We start from the raw sequence: 18,570 nt of genomic DNA on the forward strand, positions 1-18,570 counted from the left end.
CATTCAGTGGACTTCCCGAGTGTTCACATCGCGTTCACATGGTTGCCGTCGTCGCCTCCATGGGGCCCGATAGTGTGCAAGGGTTCCTGCCTCTGTGACTCCGTGTGCCATCGTGACCCGAAAGGCCTCCATGAAAGTCTCGACCACCCTCTCCTCCGCAGCTGTCCTCGGCCTCGTCGCCGGTATCGGTCTCGTCGCGCCGACCGGCCCGGCCGCAGCAGCCGTCAGCCCGCACATCAGCGAGATCGGCTACACCCTCGATGCCGACTTCATCGAGATCGCCGCTGATCCGGGCACCGATCTCTCCGGGTGGACGATCGGCTCGGTCACCCGTGGCGGCAGCGTCCAGGCCGCCGAGAACGCCGTCACGGTTCCCGACGGCACAACCGTCGGCGACTCCGGGGCGCTGGCGATCGAGGTGCCGATCACGAACTCCGTGAAGTCCGGTTCCGCCGCTGACGGCGAGTACGGCTCCTCGGCGTTCGCGATCGACGACTCGGGCAGCCTCATCGACTTCGACCAGATCGGCGGAGTCACAGGCGGCAGGGGTGTGACGGGGAAGTCAGGGACGTACACCCCGGATCCCGTCGTCGACCAGGAGGCCGAGCCGACTGGTGCCGTCGCGGCAGGCGGGCAGTCGATCCAATTCGTCGACGGCTCGTGGACCTCGGCTCCCCCGACCCCGAACGTGCTGCCCGACGGTAACGGCGGGGAGAACCCCGAGCCCAGGGAGATCACCCCGATCGCCGACATCCAGGGCACCGGCGCGGAGAGTCCGCTGCAGGGCCAGACGGTGAGGACCCGCGGCGTCGTCACCGCCGCCTACCCGAGCGGTGGGCTCGGCGGCTACTACGTGCAGACGCCCGGCACCGGGGGCGCCGAGGACGCGACCCCGGGGGCCTCCGACGGCATCTTCGTCTACTCCCCCGACACCGTGGGCGACATCAGCATCGGCGACCACCTCGAACTCACCGGCACCGTGTCCGAACGCTACGGCCAGACCCAGATGAGCGTCGCCGCCTCCGGTGCGACGACCCTCGACGAACCCGCCGAGGCGGTCAAGCCCGTCGAGGAGGCGTTCCCCACCGGCGATGCCGAGCGCGAGGCGCTTGAGGGCATGCTCCTCCAGCCGAGCGGTGAGCTCACCGTGACCGACAACTACAACACGAACACCTACGGCGAGGTCACGCTCGCCACCGGCGACGGGGTCCTGCGCCAGCCCACCGATGTCGCCCGTCCCGGCAGCGCCGAGGCGAAGGCCATCGAGGAGGAGAACCTCGCCCGCGAGGTTGTCCTCGACGACGGTGCGACGGTCGACTACCTCAAGAGCGACAAGGACGTCCCGCTGCCCTACCTCACCGAGGATGCTCCCGTCCGCGTCGGGGCGAGCGCGACGTTCACCTCGCCCGTCGTCCTCGGCTTCGACCACAGCAAGTGGCGGTTCCAGCCGTTGACGCGTCTGACCGGGGCCAACGCCGAGGCGGTCCAGCCGGCGACGTTCACGAACACCCGACAGGACACGCCTGAGGCGGTCGGCGGCCAGGTCAGTCTCGCGGCATTCAACGTCCTCAACTACTTCACGACGACCGGTGACCAGGTCCCCGGCTGCACGTTCTACGAGGACCGCGAGGGCAACCCGATCACGGTCCGCGGGGGCTGCGATGCCCGCGGTGCGGCGACCGCTGAGAGCCTCGAGCGCCAGGAGACGAAGATCGTCACCGCGATCAACACCCTCGACGCCTCCGTCGTCTCGCTCATGGAGATCGAGAACTCAGCGAGGTTCGGCGACGACCGCGACGCCGCGCTGAAGACGCTCGTCGACCGCCTCAACGAGGCGGCCGGGTCGGAGAAGTGGGCCTTCGTCCCCTCCCCGGAGAAGGTTCCCGCCGACGAGGACGTCATCCGCACTGCGCAGATCTATCAGCCCGCCGAGGTGGCCCCGCAGGGTGAGTCCGTCATCCTCGACGACCAAGACGCCTTCTCCAATGCGCGCGAACCGCTCGCCCAGGCCTACGCCCCGAAGGATGCCTCCGGCACCCCGGAGGCCGAGAAGACCTTCGTCACCGTGTCGAACCACTTCAAGTCGAAGGGCTCGGGCGAGGGCCCAGGCAACGAGGACACCGGTGACGGGCAGGGCTTCTCGAACGCCGACCGCGTCAAGCAGGCGAAATCGCTCGTCGACTTCGCCGGCGAACAGCAGAAAGCAGCGGACTCCGACTACGTCTACCTCCTCGGCGACTTCAACTCGTACACGCAGGAGGACCCGATGCAGGTCCTCTACGAGTCCGGGTACAAGGACGTCGGTTCGGAGATGACGGACAAGTCGACGTACGTCTTCAAGGGTCGGACGGGCAGCCTCGACCATATCCTCGCCCTCGACACCTCCGGGACCGCAGGCACCGGCAGCCAGGCGGACCTGCCGACGAGCGCGTTCGACGCGGTCACCGGAGCCGACATCTGGAGCATCAACTCCGTCGAACCGCTCGCCTTCGAGTACAGCCGCTTCAACTACAACATCAGCGACCTCTACGAGCCGAATCAGTTCCGCGCCTCTGACCACGATCCCGTTCTCGTCGGTCTCTTCGACGAGGACAGCAGCGGCGGAGGTGATGACGCCGACGGCGCCCAGGCGAACGCCACGGCGGACGACAACGGCGCGGAGAACGATGCCGAGGCCGACGGCTCGCAGGACAATGGGAACGCCGACGGCGGACAGGACGATTCCGACGGCGATCAGGGCAGTGCCGACTCCGACGGTTCGCAGAACGATGCTGACGAGGACGGCGGCAGGCAGGGCTCTTCAGCCGGCGCGAACTCCGGCAGCACCGCGAATGGGACCTCGGCGAATGGGACCTCCGCGAGCGATGCAGGCCGCGGCGGGAACCTCCCGCGGACCGGTTCCGAGCTCACCGCGCCGGTGTCGATCGCGGCGGGCCTCTTGCTCGTCGGAGCCGCAGCCGTGGCAATCGCTCGGCGTCGCAAGGCGAGTGCCGAGCACTGATCTCGCCGACGCGCTGATGCAGCCACAGCACTGACCCAGTCGCAGCCCCGAGCAGACTGTGAGCCCCGGACCGCTCGGTCCGGGGCTCACGCCTGTCTCGGCCCGTGTCATCTCCGAGCCACAGCCCACGACAGCAGCATTCTCAGTCCGGGACGGCGAGTCTCAGTCCGGGACAGCGACCTGTCCGCGCATGAGCACGCGCGCGGTGCGGAAGAGGGACGCCGCGGTGACCGACCCGGTGTTCTCATCGCGCACAGCGGCGGCCGTGACGACACCGGAGGGCGTGCCGATCCTCAGTTCGGGTCCTGCCGGAGGGCGTTCGGAGCGGGTGAGGATGAGATTGACGATCGTGTCGGGCACGAGGGCCGCGGCCGCCAGGCACATCGCTGCGGTGCCGGGAACGGCCCTGTGCGCCTGCCCCATCGAGATCACCCGGACGACGATGTCGGCGTCCTCCGCGGCGAGCGTCGTCTCGTCGAGGAGACGCGTCGGCGTCGGAGGGGTGACGACGGCGACCTTGGGCACGACCTGCGGAGCGGTCTCCCGGGTCTCGCTCAGCCCCATGCGCACGGCCGCGTTCCGCCGGAGGTCGTCGATGACGCGCATCGCAGGTCCGTCGGCGTCGATCCTCTCGGGCAGCTCGTCTCCGTTCAGGCCGACAGCCGCGGCGGGGACGATGACGAGCGGAAGCGTCGCATCGATGAGGGTGGCATCGAACATGATCCCATCGGCATCGATCGATTCGCTCGCCTTCCCGGTCGGCAGGAGCGCACCGGTCCTGCTGCCTGCAGGGTCAGGGTAGATGAGCTCGATCGGCGCGCCTGTGCCGCGTACTCCCGGGAGGGTGAAGTCGCCGTCGACGGCGGCCTGACCGCCCTCGACGGTGAGTCCGACGTCGACGAGCTTGCCCGTGTTCGTGTTGAAGAGGCGGAAGACGTGCCATCCGTCGCCGGCGTCGATGAGCCCGGCGAGCAGGCCGAAAGGGACGACTCCGGAGGAGAGGTTGCCGCAGTTGCCGGAGTAGTCGACGGTCGCCTCAGTGATCTCGACCTGCGCAAACGTGTAGTCGAGGTCGACGCCGGGACGCTCGGAGGCGGAGACGACCATGACCTTCGACAGGGACGAGATCCCGCCGCCCATGCCGTCGAGCTGACGGCCGAAGGCGTCCGGCGAGCCCATCACGGCCGTGAAGATCGCATCCCACGCGGAGCGGTCTCGGCCCGCGGAGGGATCATCTCCACCCGTGTCGTCCGCGAGCGGCGGGAGGTCGTCGGCGCGGAAGAACACGCCCTTGCTCGTCCCGCCGCGGACGAAGGCGGCGTCGATCCATCGCGTCATGAGGCCAGGGTAGTCGAACGCCCCTCCCCTGCCGCGGGAGCGACTGACTTCGGCACGATCGCCATCGCGGCGAAGCCGAGGACGGCGACGACGGCGAAGAGGTAGAACCCCCACGGGTAGGCGATGCCCGCTGCCACCAGGGTGCCGGTGATGAAGGGCCCGGTGATCGCGCCGAGTCGACCGATCGCTGACGCCATGCCGAGTGCCGTGCCGCGCACGGTCGCCGGGTAGATCCCGGAGACGAACGCGTAGATGAGGACCTGCGCGGAGAAGACGAAGACTCCGGTGATGAAGACGATGAGGTTGAGCAGCACCTGGCTCGTCATCGGGATGCTCAGCACCGCGAGGAAGACCGCTGCGAGGACGAACCACAGGAGGACGATGCGCTTCGTGCCGTGTCTATCGGCGAGCCAGCCGGCGATGACGAGGCCGACGACGGCGCCGAGGTTGAGGACGAGGAGCATGACGAGGGAATCGGAGACCTCGTAGCCGGCATCGGCCATGATCTTCGGCAGCCACGTGTTGAGCCCGTAGACGAGGAGGAGGCCCATGAAGCTGCCGAGCCACACGCCGATCGTCACGAGGGCGAACCGGCCGGTGAACAGCGAGGCCATGCCCGGCTTCGGGACCGCCTCGGCGGGGGTCGACGCACCGGCACCGACAGCCGCCTTCGCGGCGAGGAACTCGCTCGACTCCGGCAGCTTCCACCACAGCAGCGGCACGAGGAGGAGCCCCGCGAGGCCGCCGGCGATGAAGAGCAGATGCCAGTTGTGGGAGTAGAAGACGGCGAGCAGGGAGATCGCGACGGCACCCGCGTGGTACCCGGTCATCGTCAGGGTCGTCGCCTTCCCCGTCCTGCCGGAGCGGTTGTGCTCGCTGATGTAGGCGAGGCAGCTCGGCATGACCGCGCCCAGAGCGAGCCCGGCGATGAACCGGAAGAGCGTGAAGAGGGCGACGTTCGGGGCGAACGCGACGAGGAGGGTGAACACGGAGAAGACGATCACGCAGACGATGATCGTCCAGCGCCTGCCCACCCGGTCGACGATCGGTCCGACGCCTGCGGCCCCGAGGCCGACGCCGACGAGGCTCATCGTCGCCGCGAGGGTCGCCCCCTCCGGGGTGAATCCGAGCGCGCCGGTGGCGAGCAGCTGGGGAATGACGGCGCCGAGGACGACGAGGTCGAAGCCCTCGAGGGCGACGGCGAGCCAGCACAGAACGGCGGGCCAGCGGGTCTCCCCGGCAGGGCGCAGGGAGGGAGCGGCGGGTGCGGACATCGGTGTCTCCGGTCGTGTGGTCGGGCCAGGCGGTGGCAGGGGTGAGGCGGGGCAGGGATCAGAACGGGTACGCAGCGATCTCCGGGCGCATCGTCACCCACTGGGTCTCGGTGAAGGCCTCGATGTTCGCCTGCGCCCCGCCGAAGCGGGATCCGTTGCCGGAGTCCTTCATCCCGCCGAAGGGGACGTTGGCCTCATCGGAGACGGTCTGCTCGTTGATGTGGACCTTGCCCGTGTCGACGAGGTCGGCGAGTTCGAGGGCCATCCCGACATCGCCGAGGATGCCGAGCGAGAGCCCGTATTCGCTCGCGTTGACGAGTTCGGCCGCCTCCTCGAGCGTCGAGAAGCGTCCGACCGGGGCGACCGGGCCGAAGATCTCCTGCGTCCACGCCGGGTTCGTCGGCGTGAGGTCGGCGAGCACGGTCGGCGGCACGAACGCGCCCTCCCCCGCCCCTCCCGCGGCCAGGCGTGCGCCGTCGGCCTGGGCTTTGTCGATGATGTCCCGAACCCGTCTCCGCTGCCCTTCGTCGATGATCGGCCCGAGCGCCACCTCCTCGGCGGCGGGGTTGCCGACCGGCAGGTTCCGGGCGCGCTCGGACAGGGCGCCGACGTAGTCGTCGTAGAGGCTGTCGTGGACGAGGTGACGGCCCGTCGTCATGCAGATCTGCCCCTGGTGCATCCAGGATCCGAAGGCCCCCGCCGAGGTGGCCGCCGCCAGATCGGCACCGGGCAGGACGATGAGCGCATTGTTCCCGCCGAGTTCGAGGTGGCAGCGCTTGAGGAGGCGACCGGCCGCCTCACCGACCTTCCGCCCCGCCGCGGTCGACCCGGTGAAGGAGATGACCGAGACCTCGGGGGCGTCGACGACGGCTTCGCCGACGTCCCGGCCTCCGGGCAGAACCTGGAGGAGCCCCTCAGGGAGTCCCGCCTCGGCGAAGATCCGGGCCAGGGTCACGCCACCGGAGACCGCGGTGCGCGGATCGGGTTTGAGGAGGACGGCGTTGCCGAGGGCGAGCGCAGGCGCGACCGAGCGGATGGAGAGGATGAGCGGGAAGTTGAACGGTGCGATGACCGAGACGACTCCGGCGGGCAGGCGCCTGGAGAACGACCAGCGCGGTTCGTTCGAGGGCAGCACCTCGCCCTTCGGGTGGCTGGGCAGGCTCGCCGATTCGTAGCAGATCTGCGCGGCCATCGTCGTCTCGAGGTCGGCCTTGGGCTGGATCGCCCCGGATTCGCGGACGATCCACTCGCCGATCTCCGCGGCGTGCTCGGCCCAGAGGTCACCGGCCCGGCGCAGCACCGCCGCCTTCTCCGCCGGGGTCGTCCTCGCCCACTGCTTCTGGGCGGAGGCGGCACGGGCGGCCGCCGCGTAGACGTCGTCGGCGCTCGCCGCACCGATCTCGGCCAGGGTCTGACCTGTCGCGGGTTCGACGACAGGGTAGGTCTCGCCTCCGCCTGGGCTCCACGCCCCGGTGAAGATCGATCCGTGCCAGTCGGTGCCGAGGAACGTGTCCGTGCTCATCGTGGTCTCCTCTTACTTCTTCTCGGGTCGGGTCTTCTCGGTGCTCACCTCGATGAGCGTGGGTCCGGACGCCTCACCCAGGAGTCGGGCGAGGTCAGAGCTGTCGTCGGCGTGGTGGGCGGTCATTCCGTAGCCGCGGGCGATCGAGACGAAGTCGACCTCGCCGAGGTCGAGTCCCGGTGCCTTGTCGACGCCGAGCATGCCTGCGAACCAGTCCAGTGCCGCGTACGAACGGTTGCGCAGCACCACGATGGTCAGCTCGATGCCCTCGTCGACGGCGGTGCGCAGGGCGGCGATCGAGTAGTGGGCCGATCCGTCGCCGATGATCGCGACGACCGGGCGATCGGGGTCGGCGAGCGCGATGCCCATGGAGGCGGGCAGACCCCAGCCGAGGCCTCCCGAGGCGGGGAAGAAGTAGGAGCCGGGCTCGCGCAGGTCCATCTGCGCCCAGAAGGCGGCGTTCGTCGATGTCGATTCGACGACGAACCGGGTGTCCTTCGGCAGCTCCTCCCGCAGGGTCGCGAAGACCTCCTCCGGGTGGAGGGTTCCCTCACTCGCCGAGGTGACCGGCGGGTCGATCTCGGCCGTCCACTCGCTCACGGTTTGGGGTGCGGGGGCGACCGCCTCGGCGAGGGCGCGGACGAGGGCCACGGGATCGGCGAGGACGGCGTCGCCGAACGGGGCGCGGGCCGCCGCGGCCGGGTCATCGCCGATCTGGATGAGCGTCGTCGACTCGGGCAGGTACTCGCCGGGCTGCCACTGGTGATAGCGGAAGACGGGGGCACCGATGACGAGCGCGAGGTCGTGGGCTCCGAGGATCTCCCCGATGCCGGCGATGGATGCTGGCAGGACCCCGCGGAAGAGCGGATGCTGGTTGGGGAAGGGCAGCCGGGGAAGGGAGGGCGCGGCCCAGACAGGAGTATCGAGCGCCTCGGCGAGTGCGATGGAGGACTCCCAGGCGCGGGGGTCGTCGACGTCGGGACCGAGGACGAGGACGGGGTCGTTCGCCTCGAGCAGACGGGAGTGCAGCTCGGCAACGGTCTGCGCATCGACGGTCTCACCTGCGGTGACGGTTCGGGAGAGCTGGTCGATGACGGCAGCGGGCACCTCGGCGTCCCAGTCGTCGTAGGGCACGGAGAGGTAGACGGGTCCGGCCTCAGCGGCGAAGACGGACTGGGAGAACGCGCGGGGCACATCGGCGGCCGAGAGCGGTTCGAGGGACTGGTGGACGAGCGGCGCGGCCAGGGCGGTGGCCCGGACATTGGCGAGCATGACCTCGGGGCCGACCATGTCCCGGACCTGCTGGCCGGCGGTGAGGACGAGCTTCGACCGGGAGATGGTCGCATTCGTCAGCGCACCGAGTCCGTTGCCGGTCCCGGATGCAGCGTGGAGGTTGACGAGGGTGGGTCGGTCGGTGATCTGCGAGTAGCCGTCGGCCATGGCGACGACGGAGCTCTCGCCGAGTCCGAGGACGTAGTGGGCCGGCAGGTCCTTGAGGAACGGCAGCTCGTTCGAACCGGGGTTGCCGAAGATCGTGGACATGCCGTGGAAGGCCATGAGTTCGTGGACTGCGTGTCGGACCGAGACCGTCGTCATCGACGCTGCTCTCCTTTGAGGCGGGACCAGGATGGCTGCGGTGCGCACCGCGGATCCGCGGTGCGCACCGCACTGCTTGCCACGATAGTGACGCGCACCACCGAGAGCGAGAAGTGTTTCATTCATTGGGAAGCGGACCGCTGCGCAGCTACGATGGCTGACATGGCGAACTCACCATCGGGCGATTCGATGATCGATCGGCTCGTCCGCGTCCTCAGCTCCTTCGATCCGGACCACCCGTCGCTGAGCACCGACGAGCTCTCGGCGCGGGCGCAGCTGCCGAAGTCGACGGCCTATCGCCTCATCAACGACATGATGCGCCACGACCTCCTGCAGCGGGATCCGTCGGGGAGGATCCGCATCGGGGTGGGGATGTGGGAGCTGTCGAACCGCGCCTCCGACGCCGTCGAGCTCGCCTCCCTGGCCCGCCCGCACATGACCAACCTCCACGATTTCGTCGGGGAGAACACGCAGCTGGGGATCCTCCGCGAACGCGAGGTCCTCTTCGTCGAACGGATGTCGAAGCCAAGCGCGGTCGTCCACCGCTCGCGCACCGCGGGACGTCTGCCCGCCCATGCCTCGTCGTGCGGTCTCGTCCTCCTCGCCCACGCTCCCCGTCACGTCCGTGAGGCGTACCTGCGCGGTCCGCTCTCGGCCTTCACCGAGCACACGACGACGGATCCGACGATCCTGCGCCGGATGCTCCAGACGATCAGGACCTACCATCGGGCCGAGCTCGTCGGACACATCGACGAGGGCACCACGGGGATCGCGGTGCCCGTCTTCGACGGCAGCGGGCTGACGATCGCCGGCCTCGGCGTCGTCGTCGACTCCGAGCGCAATGTCGGGATGCCTGCGATCATGCAGGCACTGCGGACCGCCTCGGCGGAGATCACGCAGGACCTCATCGCCCAGGGGACCCGGGCGGGCGAGTGAGCTCACGTGCGGGCGGCGTACCTCGCCCGGCGCTTCTCGGCCTCGACCTCACGGTTCTTCGGCGGGGCATTCGTCACGAGCGCATCGAGGAGGTGCTGGGTGGCGTAGGCGATCTCCTCGACGGCCGCATCGAAGGCCTCGGCGTTGGCCTGCGAGGGCTTCGTCGTCCCCGCGATCTTGCGCACGTACTGCAGGGCCGCGGCGTGGACCTCGTCCGAGGTGGCGGCGGGTTCGAAGTTGTGGAGGGTTCGGATGTTCCGGCACATGCCTCAACGGTACGCCGCACGGCCCTTGGGGCGGTAGGTTCTGCCGAAGCTGCGCGGATTCGCCTCGTCGATGTCGACGAGCTCCCAGTCGAGGCGCCGACCGCCGGGGACATCGAAGATCCGGACCCCGTCGCCGAGGAAGACGGGCACGGAGAAGTACTGGAGTTCGTCGATGAGGTCGGCCTCGAGCGCCTGCCGGGCGATGTCGGCGCTGATGATCTGAATGTCCCGCTCACCCGCGATGACCTGGGCACGCTCGACCGCCTCGGCGATGGAGCAGTCGAGGGGGATGACCGACGGGTCATCGGCGAGCTCCTCGGGCCGGTGGGTGAGGACGAACTCGGTGCCCGACCACGCGCCGCCGTAGGCCTCCGCGGTCATCTCGTCGCGGATCTCGGCCTGGGACTTGGCCGCGTCGTAGCCGCGGCGGCCGGAGATGATGACGGCGACCTGCGCGGCCATCGCCTCGGTGGTGCCGTCGACGAGCGGTTCGGCTGCCGAAAGCCACGACATGTCGTGGCCGGGTCCGGCGATGAACCCGTCGAGCGAGCACGAGAAGCCCCATGCCACTTTTCCCATCACTCCTCCTTGAGCTGACTCAATCACATCTGCGTCCCCACGGGAACCCCCGCACCGGCCGTCGTAGACTGACAGCGTCCTCGCACCCGGTGAGGAATGAGAACCCCAGGAGCGTCGATGGCCACCCCCGCAGACCCGTTCACCCCAGGCCAAGCCGAGCGGGTCCGGCGCCTGCGCACCGACTTCTCGCGCATGCTCATGCACCACCAGTTCGCGATCGATGAGATGCTCACGAAGGTCTCGATCCTCCGCGAGGAGTTCCTCCACCTCCACCGCTACAACCCCATCGAGCACATCAGCTCGCGGGTGAAGTCCCCGCGCAGCCTCATCGAGAAGATCACCCGGCGGGGTCTGCCGCTCGAGATCGACGCGATCACGGCGAACATCACCGACATCGCCGGCATCCGCATCACGTGCAGCTTCATCGCCGATACGTACCGCGTGCTCGAGACGCTCACCTCGCAGAACGACGTGCGGATCATCGAGATCAAGGACTACATCGCCCACCCCAAGCCGAACGGGTACAAGAGTCTGCACGCGATCCTCGAGATCCCCGTCTTCCTCTCGGCCGGTCCGGTGCCGATCGTCTGCGAGGTGCAGGTGCGCACGATCGCGATGGACTTCTGGGCGAGCCTCGAGCACAAGATCCACTACAAGTACCAAGGTGACGTGCCCGACCGCCTCGTCGAGGAGCTCACCAGGGCAGCGAACGCCGCCGGGGAACTCGACCGGGAGATGGAGCAGCTCCACGCCGAGGTCCACGACGTCGACAGTCCCGCGGAGGACGACGACTCCGACGGCGAACTCCTCCGCCTCCTCCTCAGACTCACCCGCGACGAGGGGTAAGCCCGCCGAGGCGGCGCTCAGTACCGGGCCGAGAACCCACCGTCGGCGCCGAACAGCTGACCGGAGACCCACCGCCCCTCGGGTGAGAGGAGGAAGGCGACGACGCCGGCGATGTCGCCTGGAGTGCCGAGGCGCCCGAGCGGCTGGTGCGGGCGCAGCGACGACCGCAGCTCCTCGTCCATCCACCCCGTGTCGATGGGACCGGGATTGACGACGTTCGCCGAGATCCCCTTGGGGCCGAGCTCGCGGGCCGCGGAGATGACGATGCGGTCGAGCGCGCCCTTCGACGCCCCGTAGGGGAGGTTGCCCGTGGTGTGGTCACTGGTGAAGGCGACGATCGCCCCGCCGTCATCGGAGACCTGACGGGCGAAGTCGGCGATGAGGAGGAGGCTCGCCCGCGCGTTGACGGCGAGGTGGGCGTCGAAGCTCTCGGCACTCGTGTCGAGGATTCCGGATTCGACGTCGTGGGCGTGGGAGAGGACGAGCGCGTCGATCGTGCCGTGCTCGGCCCTCACCGCCGCGATGAGCTCCTCGGGTCCGGTCGGAGTCGCGAGGTCGCACGCATAGTCGGCATTCTCGAGGTCGCTCGTGACGACGGTCCAGCCGTCGACGCGCAGCCGGGGCACGATGCCGGCGGCGATGCTGTTCTCCCGGGCGGCACCGGTGATGAGGGCAAGGGGCATGTCCTGAGCCTAGCGCCCCCTACTCCCGGTGGGCGACGATGTTGAGGACGTTGCCGTCGGGGGCGCGGACGAAGAAGCGGCGGACTCCCCATTCCTCGTCGGTGAGCGGGTGGACGATCTCATACCCGCGGTCGACCGCCTCGGCGAAGGCGGCGCCGACATCGTCGACCTTGACCGAGACGACGGCATCGACCGGGGACGTCGCATCCTTGGTCACGACCTGGAGGTGCGCGCCGGTCTCCGGGGAGGTGAACCGGGCGACCCAGCCGAGGTTGAACTCCTCCGTCGACAGTCCGAGGTAGTCGGCATAGAACTCCTTGGCACCGTCGATGTCGGGCACCGGCAGATCGGCGATGATGCTGTGGACCTTCATGACTCCCCCTCACCACTGGTCGTGGTCGAAGACCTGGCAGAACACGCTCGTCATCGTGTCGGAGAAGAGGACGAACTGGACTTCGGCGATCGAGTCCCAGCGCCCGCGGGCCCGGCCGTCGACGATGACGGAGGCCGCCGCCTCGGCGACGTCCCGGGGCGACCACCCGTAGACCCCGCCGCCGATCGCGGGGAACGCAATCGTGGTCGCCCCGAGCTCCTCGGCGAGGTTGAGGCTCGACTCGAAGCACGACTCGAGCACCTCGGGGTCGGCCTCCCCGGCATTGCGGTTGGGGCCGACCGTGTGGATGACCCAGCGCGCGGGGAGGTCGCCGGCCCCGGTCGCGACGGCCTGACCGGGAGGCAGTCCCCGCGGATGCGTCGTCCGCCGGATCTCGCGGGCCTCCTCGAGCAGGCTCGGCCCCGCAGCGCGGTGGATCGCCCCGTCGACGCCGCCTCCGCCGAGGAGGCTCGAGTTCGCCGCGTTGACGATCGCGTCGGCGTGGACCGTGGTGATGTCGCCTTCGAGTACCGTGATCCTCATACGGCGAGTCTAGTCAGGGGCTACGCCTTTTGGACGGTGATCGTCCACGAGGCGTCGCCGGTGCGGTCGAAGTGGGTGACCGGGTAGCCGTTCTCGGCTGCCCACTGCGGGATCGCCTCGGTGGCCTGGGTGCAGTCGAAGTTGATGACGAGTTCGTCGCCTGCGCTCAGCTGCCCGATCGCGTCCTTGGCCTCGACGAGAGGGAAGGGGCAGACGAGCCCGTTGGTCTCGAGGATCTGCTTCATGCTGTCCTGCTTTCCGCGGGCACCGGAGCTCCCGCTGTGCTTCGTGGACTGATGGTGGCCTTCGCAGCGATTCCTGCGCCGACGATCATGAAGAACGTCGCCACCCATCCCTGGTATTCGAACTGTGCGGTCGAGACCATCGCGTTGCCGACGGTGCATCCCCCGGCGATCGCCGCGCCGATGCCCATGCCGACTCCGCCGACGATGGCCTTGAGGAGCGTGTCCCGATCGGGCACGCGCACCCGGAACTCCCCGGAGGCCTTCGCCGCGATGAAGGAGCCGACGAGGATGCCGATGACGAGCATGACTCCCCAGTCGACGAGGGTGAGGTCGCCCGTCGCGAAGAACGCGACGAGATTCGCCGATGGAGTCGTGATGCCCAGCCCCGAGTTCTGTCCCGTCGCCGCCGACAGAGGCCACGCGACCGTGGCGATGATGCCGATGACGACCGCTGTCGCGAACGGATTCCAGCGCTTCTCGGTGAGCAGATGCGCCAGCCCCGTCTTCCGCGGAGGCAGAGTCGCCACCGGCGTTCCGAGCTTCCGATTGTGGCGGATCGTCAGCCACACCGCGATACCGGAGAGGACGACGGCGAACACCCACGGACTCAGACCGGTCGTCGCCGGCAGCGACCCGTCGGCGACCGTGATCGACCGCAGCCCGTCGGTCAGCCCGGCCGCAGGACCGGTCTTCATCACGGCGGCGGTGAGGGCGAAGAAGATGAGCGCCATCCAGCTGCCGACGAGGCCCTCACCGACCCGGTAGTAGGTCCCCGTCGCGCAGCCGCCGGCGAGGATCATCGAGAACCCGAAGATCAGCCCGCCGAGGATCGATGCGAGCCACGGGAAGGCCGTCGCCTCCGGGGCGATGATGCCGAGAGAGGTGAGCAGCGCGAGTCCGACCGCATGGACGGCGATGATGACGATGAGGGCGGAGAACCATCGCGTGTTCCCCGTCAAAGTGAGGTCGCGGAACGCGCCGGTGACGCAGAAGCGCCCTCGCTGGAGGACGAAACCGAGGAGCAGACCGACGACGAGTCCGGTGATGATCATGAGTGGTCCTTCTGTGGGAGGCCTCCCGGCACACACCGGGAGGCGGAGACTGTTGAGCATCGCCTCCGCACCGATCGTTCATACAGTCTGGTAACGAGATACGGATTCGATGGACAACGCCCTCCATTGTTGAGCAATCTGCACGACGACGTCAAGGATCTCTTTTCCGTTCAATGGGAACGCCCTCGCGGCAGCGGAGTGGCCCAGAGCACACTGGGATCACCCACACAGGCAAGGAGGCCACGGTGCCAGATCTCCACACCGACGTCGCGATCGTCGGCGCAGGACCCGCGGGGCTCATGCTCGCCCACCTGCTCCACGCCGCGGGCATCGACTCGGTCGTCATCGACAACCGCAGCCGTGACGACATCGCCGCCACCCATCGTGCCGGCATCCTCGAAGCCGCCTCGGTCCGGATGCTCGAGACTCCGGGCATCGACTCCCGTGTCCACTCCGCAGGCCATCGCCACGACGGCATCGACGTCCGCGTCGACGGGATCAGCCACCCTCTCGACTTCCCCTCCCTCGTCGGGGAGTCCGTGTGGCTCTACCCGCAGAACGAGGCCTTCGTCGACCTCGCCGCCGCCCGTGCCCGGACCGGCAGCCCGACCTTCTACTCGGTCACCGACACTCGCCTCGCCGACATCGACTCGACCTCCCCGTCCGTCCGCGCGGTCACCGAGGACGGTGAGCAGCTGAGCATCTCCGCCCGCTATGTCGTCGGCGCCGACGGCTCCCGCAGCCCGTCGCGCGCGTCGATCCCCGAGGCCTCGAGGCAACGCTTCTTCCACGAGTACCCGTTCGCCTGGTTCGGGATCCTCTGCCAGGCCCCGCCGAGCCACGAGGTCCTCATCTACTCCCGCTCGGACCGCGGCTTCGCGCTCATCTCCCAGCGTAGTGCCGACGTCCAGCGCATGTACTTCCAGGCCGACCCGGGAACGGATCCCGACGACTGGTCCGACGACCGCATCTGGACCGAACTCCAGGCCCGAGTCGAAGGCCCCGACGGGTTCGAACTCAAGACAGGACCGATCACGGACAAGGTCGTCCTCCCCTTCCGCTCGGCCGTCACCGAACCGATGCAGCACGGCTCCCTCTTCCTCGCCGGCGACAGCGCCCACACCGTGCCCCCGACCGGGGCGAAGGGACTCAACCTCGCCTTCGCCGACGTCGCCGTCCTCGCCCCCGCGCTGGTCGCGGCGCTGCGCGACTCCGACGCCGAGGCGCTCGCCCGGTACTCGACGACGGCGACGAAGCGGGTGTGGAAGGCGCAGAACTTCTCCTACCAGATGACGCGGATGCTCCACACCGACCCGACCGCGGATGCCTTCGAGACGAAGCGCAGCCTCGGCGAGCTCACCTCCCTGCTCGACTCCGAGCACGGCCGACGCTACCTCGCCGAGTGCTACACCGGATGGCCGCACGGCTGACCAGTTCCCTAAACCACGAGAGACCTGACCACGAGAGAAGAGAGGCCCGATCATGAGTGCGACGAGAGTCCCCGGTCCCGACGATGCCGCGGAGTCGCAGGCGACCCTGAGCGCCGAGATCGATGCGATCGGCACCGAATACCGTGACGCCGTTGCCGGCGGAGCCCCGGCCGAAACGCAGCCGCGACTCGACTACCTGCCCTACCGGTCATCCCTCCTGCGCCACCCGACGAAGGACCTGCGCCACGCCGACCCGGAGACGATCGAACTCCACTCCCCTGCCTTCGGCCACCGCGACATCGGCATCCTCGAATCCGACCTCACCGTCCAGCACGGCGGGGAGCCGATCGGCGAGCGCATCCGCGTAACCGGCAGGGTCCTCGACGGCGACGGCCGCCCCGTGGCCGGTCAGCTCGTCGAGATCTGGCAGGCGAACTCGGCGGGACGCTACATCCACAAGCGCGACCAGCATCCGGCACCGATCGACCCGAACTTCACCGGTGTCGGCCGCACGCTCACCGGCCCCGACGGGTCGTACTCGTTCCTCACGATCAAGCCGGGCCCCTACCCGTGGAAGAACCACCACAATGCGTGGCGGCCGGCCCACATCCACTTCTCGCTCTTCGGCTCGGAGTTCACGCAGCGGATGGTCACGCAGATGTACTTCCCGGGTGACCCGCTCTTCGCCCTCGATCCGATCTATCAGTCGATCACCGACGAGAAGGCCCGGCAGCGCCTCATCGCGACCTACGACCACGACCTCACCGAACACGAGTACCTCATGGGCTACCAGTGGGACATCGTGCTCACCGGGTCGAACCGCACCTGGATGGAAGAGGAAGACCATGACTGAGCAGACGCGCCTCACCCCCACCCCCGGCCAGACCGTCGGGCCCTTCTACGGCTACGCCCTGCCCTACCCCGGCGACCGAGAACTCGTCCCGCCGGGTTCCAGCCGGGCCGTGGAGCTCCACGGCGTCGTCTACGACGGGGCCGGAGACCCCGTGCCCGACGCGATCCTCGAGATCTGGCAGCCTGACGAGACCGGGACCGTCGTGCTCAGGACCGGGTCCCTGCGCCGCGACGAGTTCACCTTCACCGGCTTCGGCCGGTGTGCGGCCGAGCCCGAAGGACGCTTCAGCTTCTCGACCGTCGAACCCGGCCCCACCGAGGCGGGACGGGCCCGGTTCATCAGCGTCGTCGTCTTCGCCCGGGGCCTGCTCAACCGGCTCTTCACCCGCGTCTACCTCCCCGAGGACACCGAGGCGCACGCGACCGATCCGCTCCTCAGCTCACTGGAGTCTGCGGAGCGGCAGCGTCTCATCGCCGTCCGGGAGGCTGACGGATCCCTCCGTTTCGACATACGGTTGCAGGGTGAGGACGAGACCCCGTTCCTCCGCTTCCCCAGCCACGACGACTGAGGCAGCACCGAGCATCGACGAGGGAGACCGCATGAGCGACCCGGTGGCCCACACCCGCCTCCTCTTCGCCCCCGGCGACCTCCGGGGGGCTGAGAGCATCGACGACGCGGCACTCATCACGGCCATCGGCGACGTCGAGGCGGCATGGGTGAACGCGCAGTCGGCCGCCGGCCTCATCTCCGCCGACCAGCGGACCGAGGTGGTCGAGGCCATCGAGGCGAGCGCGTGGTCGCTGGCAGCCGATTCGGGCGCACTGGAAACCCTCGCCGCCGACGCCGAGGCCGGCGGCAACCCCGTCATCCCGTTCCTCACCGCAGTCCGCTCCCGCCTCGTCCCCGCGACCGGTCGCATCGTCCATCGGGGGCTGACGAGCCAGGACGTCATCGACTCCGCCCTCGGTGTCCTCGTCTCCCGAGCCGTCCGGCAGACGCAGGCCGCGCTCGAGGGGATCACCGCCCGCCTCGTCGCGCTCTCCGACACCTACGCCGAGACCCTCTGCCTCGCCCGGACGCTCACCCAGCCGGCCCTGCCGACGACCTTCGGGCTGCGGGTCGCGACATGGGCGGCCGAGATCGACGAAGTCAGGCGGCTGACGCCTGTCATCGACTACGTCCAGGTTGGAGGCGCGGCGGGGACCCGGGCGGCGATCCGGGAGTTCGCCGGGGAGCGCACCGAGGTCCTCCTCCGGGAGTTCCAGGTCCAGCTGCGCGGACCCGATGCTGCCCTGGCCGCGGTGCCGGTGCCGTGGCACACCGACCGGGTCCGCGTGCTGACGTGGGGGACCCACTTCACGCAGTGCGTGACCGTCGGCGCCTCGATCGCCCGCGACGTCCTCATCGGCACCCGCCCCGAGGTCGGGGAGCTGCGCCTGGCGGCGACCGGCGGATCCTCGGCGATGCCGCAGAAGACCAACCCCACCTCGGCGGTCCTCCTCCACCGCAACGGGATGCGCGTGCCCGGCGCGATGGCGACCCTGGTGACGACGGCCGCCGAGGCGGTCGAGGAGCGCTCCGACGGAGCCTGGCACGCCGAATGGCCGACACTGGCCGAGCTCATGACGCTCGCCCTGTCCTCGCTCACCCTCCTCGAGGAGACGGTGGCCGGGCTGAGCGCGGACGCGGCGCGGATGCGGACCAACCTCGACGCCGCAAGTCCCGGCATCTTCGCGGAGAAGGTGACGACCGTCTTCGGCGACCGCCTGTCGAAGGCCCAGGTCGCGGAGATCACCACCCCGGGTGGTGACCCGGAGCAGCGACTGCGAGACGCTCTCGCGCAGTCGTCCGGGTCGTCGGACGACCCGACCCCACCGGATGTCGAGGGATTCTTCGCCCCGGAGAACTGCCTCGGCGAGGCCGAGGACATCCGGCGGACGATCATCGCGGCGATCGCCGAGCGCGACCCCCGACCTGATCAGCACTGACCCGACCAGCTCTCACCCGACCAGCACTGACCTGACGAAAGCGAC

18 protein-coding genes are annotated in these 18,570 nt (G+C 69.1%); 7 read left to right on the forward strand and 11 right to left on the reverse strand.

Translation table 11 applies throughout. The features are described 5' to 3' along the window. Positions 1–130: 130 nt before the first annotated feature. Positions 131–3,001, forward strand: coding sequence for an ExeM/NucH family extracellular endonuclease (locus BC102111_RS09400; RefSeq protein ID WP_101624164.1), 2,871 nt, complete (start codon positions 131–133; stop codon positions 2,999–3,001). Positions 3,002–3,163: 162 nt separating this feature from the next. Here BC102111_RS09400 and BC102111_RS09405 read toward each other — a convergent pair whose 3' ends face one another. The 4 genes from BC102111_RS09405 to mdlC are packed head-to-tail and all read right to left on the reverse strand — an operon-like array spanning position 3,164 to position 8,731. Continuing rightward, complete coding sequence (locus BC102111_RS09405) at positions 3,164–4,339, reverse strand: PrpF domain-containing protein (protein WP_063249950.1); 1,176 nt, start codon at positions 4,337–4,339, stop codon at positions 3,164–3,166. Further along, a complete protein-coding gene (locus tag BC102111_RS09410) occupies positions 4,336–5,613 on the reverse strand; it encodes an MFS transporter (protein ID WP_063249951.1) in 1,278 nt (425 codons plus the stop codon). Before BC102111_RS09410 ends, BC102111_RS09405 begins: the two co-directional genes overlap by 4 nt. A 58-nt stretch (positions 5,614–5,671) precedes the next feature. Continuing rightward, the gene (locus BC102111_RS09415; protein WP_063249952.1) at positions 5,672–7,135 is read right to left on the reverse strand and encodes a benzaldehyde dehydrogenase; all 1,464 of its coding nucleotides are present in this window, start codon (positions 7,133–7,135) and stop codon (positions 5,672–5,674) included. A gap of 12 nt (positions 7,136–7,147) precedes the next feature. Next, positions 7,148–8,731: a benzoylformate decarboxylase gene (gene mdlC / locus BC102111_RS09420; RefSeq protein ID WP_101624165.1), complete on the reverse strand. Its 1,584-nt coding sequence runs from the start codon at positions 8,729–8,731 to the stop codon at positions 7,148–7,150. Between the two features lie 162 nt (positions 8,732–8,893). Here mdlC and BC102111_RS09425 point away from each other — a divergent pair, with 162 nt between their 5' ends. Beyond that, positions 8,894–9,667 (forward strand): IclR family transcriptional regulator, encoded by a 774-nt coding sequence (locus BC102111_RS09425; protein WP_101624166.1) that lies wholly within the window; start codon positions 8,894–8,896, stop codon positions 9,665–9,667. Between the two features lie 2 nt (positions 9,668–9,669). Here the strand turns inward: BC102111_RS09425 and BC102111_RS09430 are convergent, their stop codons facing one another. Both BC102111_RS09430 and BC102111_RS09435 read right to left on the reverse strand, forming a co-directional pair. Continuing rightward, positions 9,670–9,933, reverse strand: coding sequence for a DUF2277 domain-containing protein (locus tag BC102111_RS09430; protein WP_063249955.1), 264 nt, complete (start codon positions 9,931–9,933; stop codon positions 9,670–9,672). Between the two features lie 3 nt (positions 9,934–9,936). Next, positions 9,937–10,512, reverse strand: coding sequence for a dihydrofolate reductase family protein (locus BC102111_RS09435; protein ID WP_040341662.1), 576 nt, complete (start codon positions 10,510–10,512; stop codon positions 9,937–9,939). A 117-nt stretch (positions 10,513–10,629) separates the two neighbouring features. Here BC102111_RS09435 and BC102111_RS09440 point away from each other — a divergent pair, with 117 nt between their 5' ends. After that, entirely contained in the window at positions 10,630–11,358 is a 729-nt protein-coding gene (locus BC102111_RS09440; protein WP_101624167.1) for a GTP pyrophosphokinase, read from the forward strand. A 17-nt stretch (positions 11,359–11,375) separates the two neighbouring features. Here BC102111_RS09440 and BC102111_RS09445 read toward each other — a convergent pair whose 3' ends face one another. From BC102111_RS09445 to BC102111_RS09465, 5 genes are read right to left on the reverse strand one after another with little or no spacing between them, the layout of a single operon-like run. Further along, entirely contained in the window at positions 11,376–12,041 is a 666-nt protein-coding gene (locus BC102111_RS09445) for an SDR family oxidoreductase (protein ID WP_101624168.1), read from the reverse strand. Between the two features lie 19 nt (positions 12,042–12,060). Further along, positions 12,061–12,414, reverse strand: coding sequence for a VOC family protein (locus BC102111_RS09450; protein ID WP_009377722.1), 354 nt, complete (start codon positions 12,412–12,414; stop codon positions 12,061–12,063). A gap of 9 nt (positions 12,415–12,423) precedes the next feature. Further along, positions 12,424–12,957 (reverse strand): O-acetyl-ADP-ribose deacetylase, encoded by a 534-nt coding sequence (locus BC102111_RS09455; protein ID WP_009377720.1) that lies wholly within the window; start codon positions 12,955–12,957, stop codon positions 12,424–12,426. Between the two features lie 20 nt (positions 12,958–12,977). After that, positions 12,978–13,202: a sulfurtransferase TusA family protein gene (locus tag BC102111_RS09460; protein ID WP_009377718.1), complete on the reverse strand. Its 225-nt coding sequence runs from the start codon at positions 13,200–13,202 to the stop codon at positions 12,978–12,980. Next, positions 13,199–14,254 carry a YeeE/YedE family protein gene (locus BC102111_RS09465; protein WP_009377717.1) on the reverse strand — a complete coding sequence of 352 codons (1,056 nt, stop codon included), beginning with the start codon at positions 14,252–14,254 and terminating at the stop codon, positions 13,199–13,201. Before BC102111_RS09465 ends, BC102111_RS09460 begins: the two co-directional genes overlap by 4 nt. A gap of 245 nt (positions 14,255–14,499) precedes the next feature. Here BC102111_RS09465 and BC102111_RS09470 point away from each other — a divergent pair, with 245 nt between their 5' ends. The 4 genes from BC102111_RS09470 to BC102111_RS09485 are packed head-to-tail and all read left to right on the forward strand — an operon-like array spanning position 14,500 to position 18,525. Beyond that, the gene (locus tag BC102111_RS09470) at positions 14,500–15,684 is read left to right on the forward strand and encodes a 4-hydroxybenzoate 3-monooxygenase (RefSeq protein WP_101624169.1); all 1,185 of its coding nucleotides are present in this window, start codon (positions 14,500–14,502) and stop codon (positions 15,682–15,684) included. 52 nt (positions 15,685–15,736) lie between these two features. Further along, complete coding sequence (gene pcaH, locus BC102111_RS09475) at positions 15,737–16,537, forward strand: protocatechuate 3,4-dioxygenase subunit beta (RefSeq protein ID WP_101624170.1); 801 nt, start codon at positions 15,737–15,739, stop codon at positions 16,535–16,537. After that, a complete protein-coding gene (pcaG, locus tag BC102111_RS09480; RefSeq protein ID WP_101624171.1) occupies positions 16,530–17,105 on the forward strand; it encodes a protocatechuate 3,4-dioxygenase subunit alpha in 576 nt (191 codons plus the stop codon). The genes pcaH and pcaG overlap by 8 nt, the downstream gene beginning before the upstream one ends. A 31-nt stretch (positions 17,106–17,136) precedes the next feature. Beyond that, positions 17,137–18,525, forward strand: coding sequence for a lyase family protein (locus BC102111_RS09485; protein WP_101624172.1), 1,389 nt, complete (start codon positions 17,137–17,139; stop codon positions 18,523–18,525). Positions 18,526–18,570 lie beyond the last annotated feature (45 nt).

The sequence above is a fragment of the Brevibacterium casei CIP 102111 genome, from assembly GCF_900169275.1.
In the GTDB taxonomy this organism is placed as follows: domain Bacteria; phylum Actinomycetota; class Actinomycetes; order Actinomycetales; family Brevibacteriaceae; genus Brevibacterium; species Brevibacterium casei.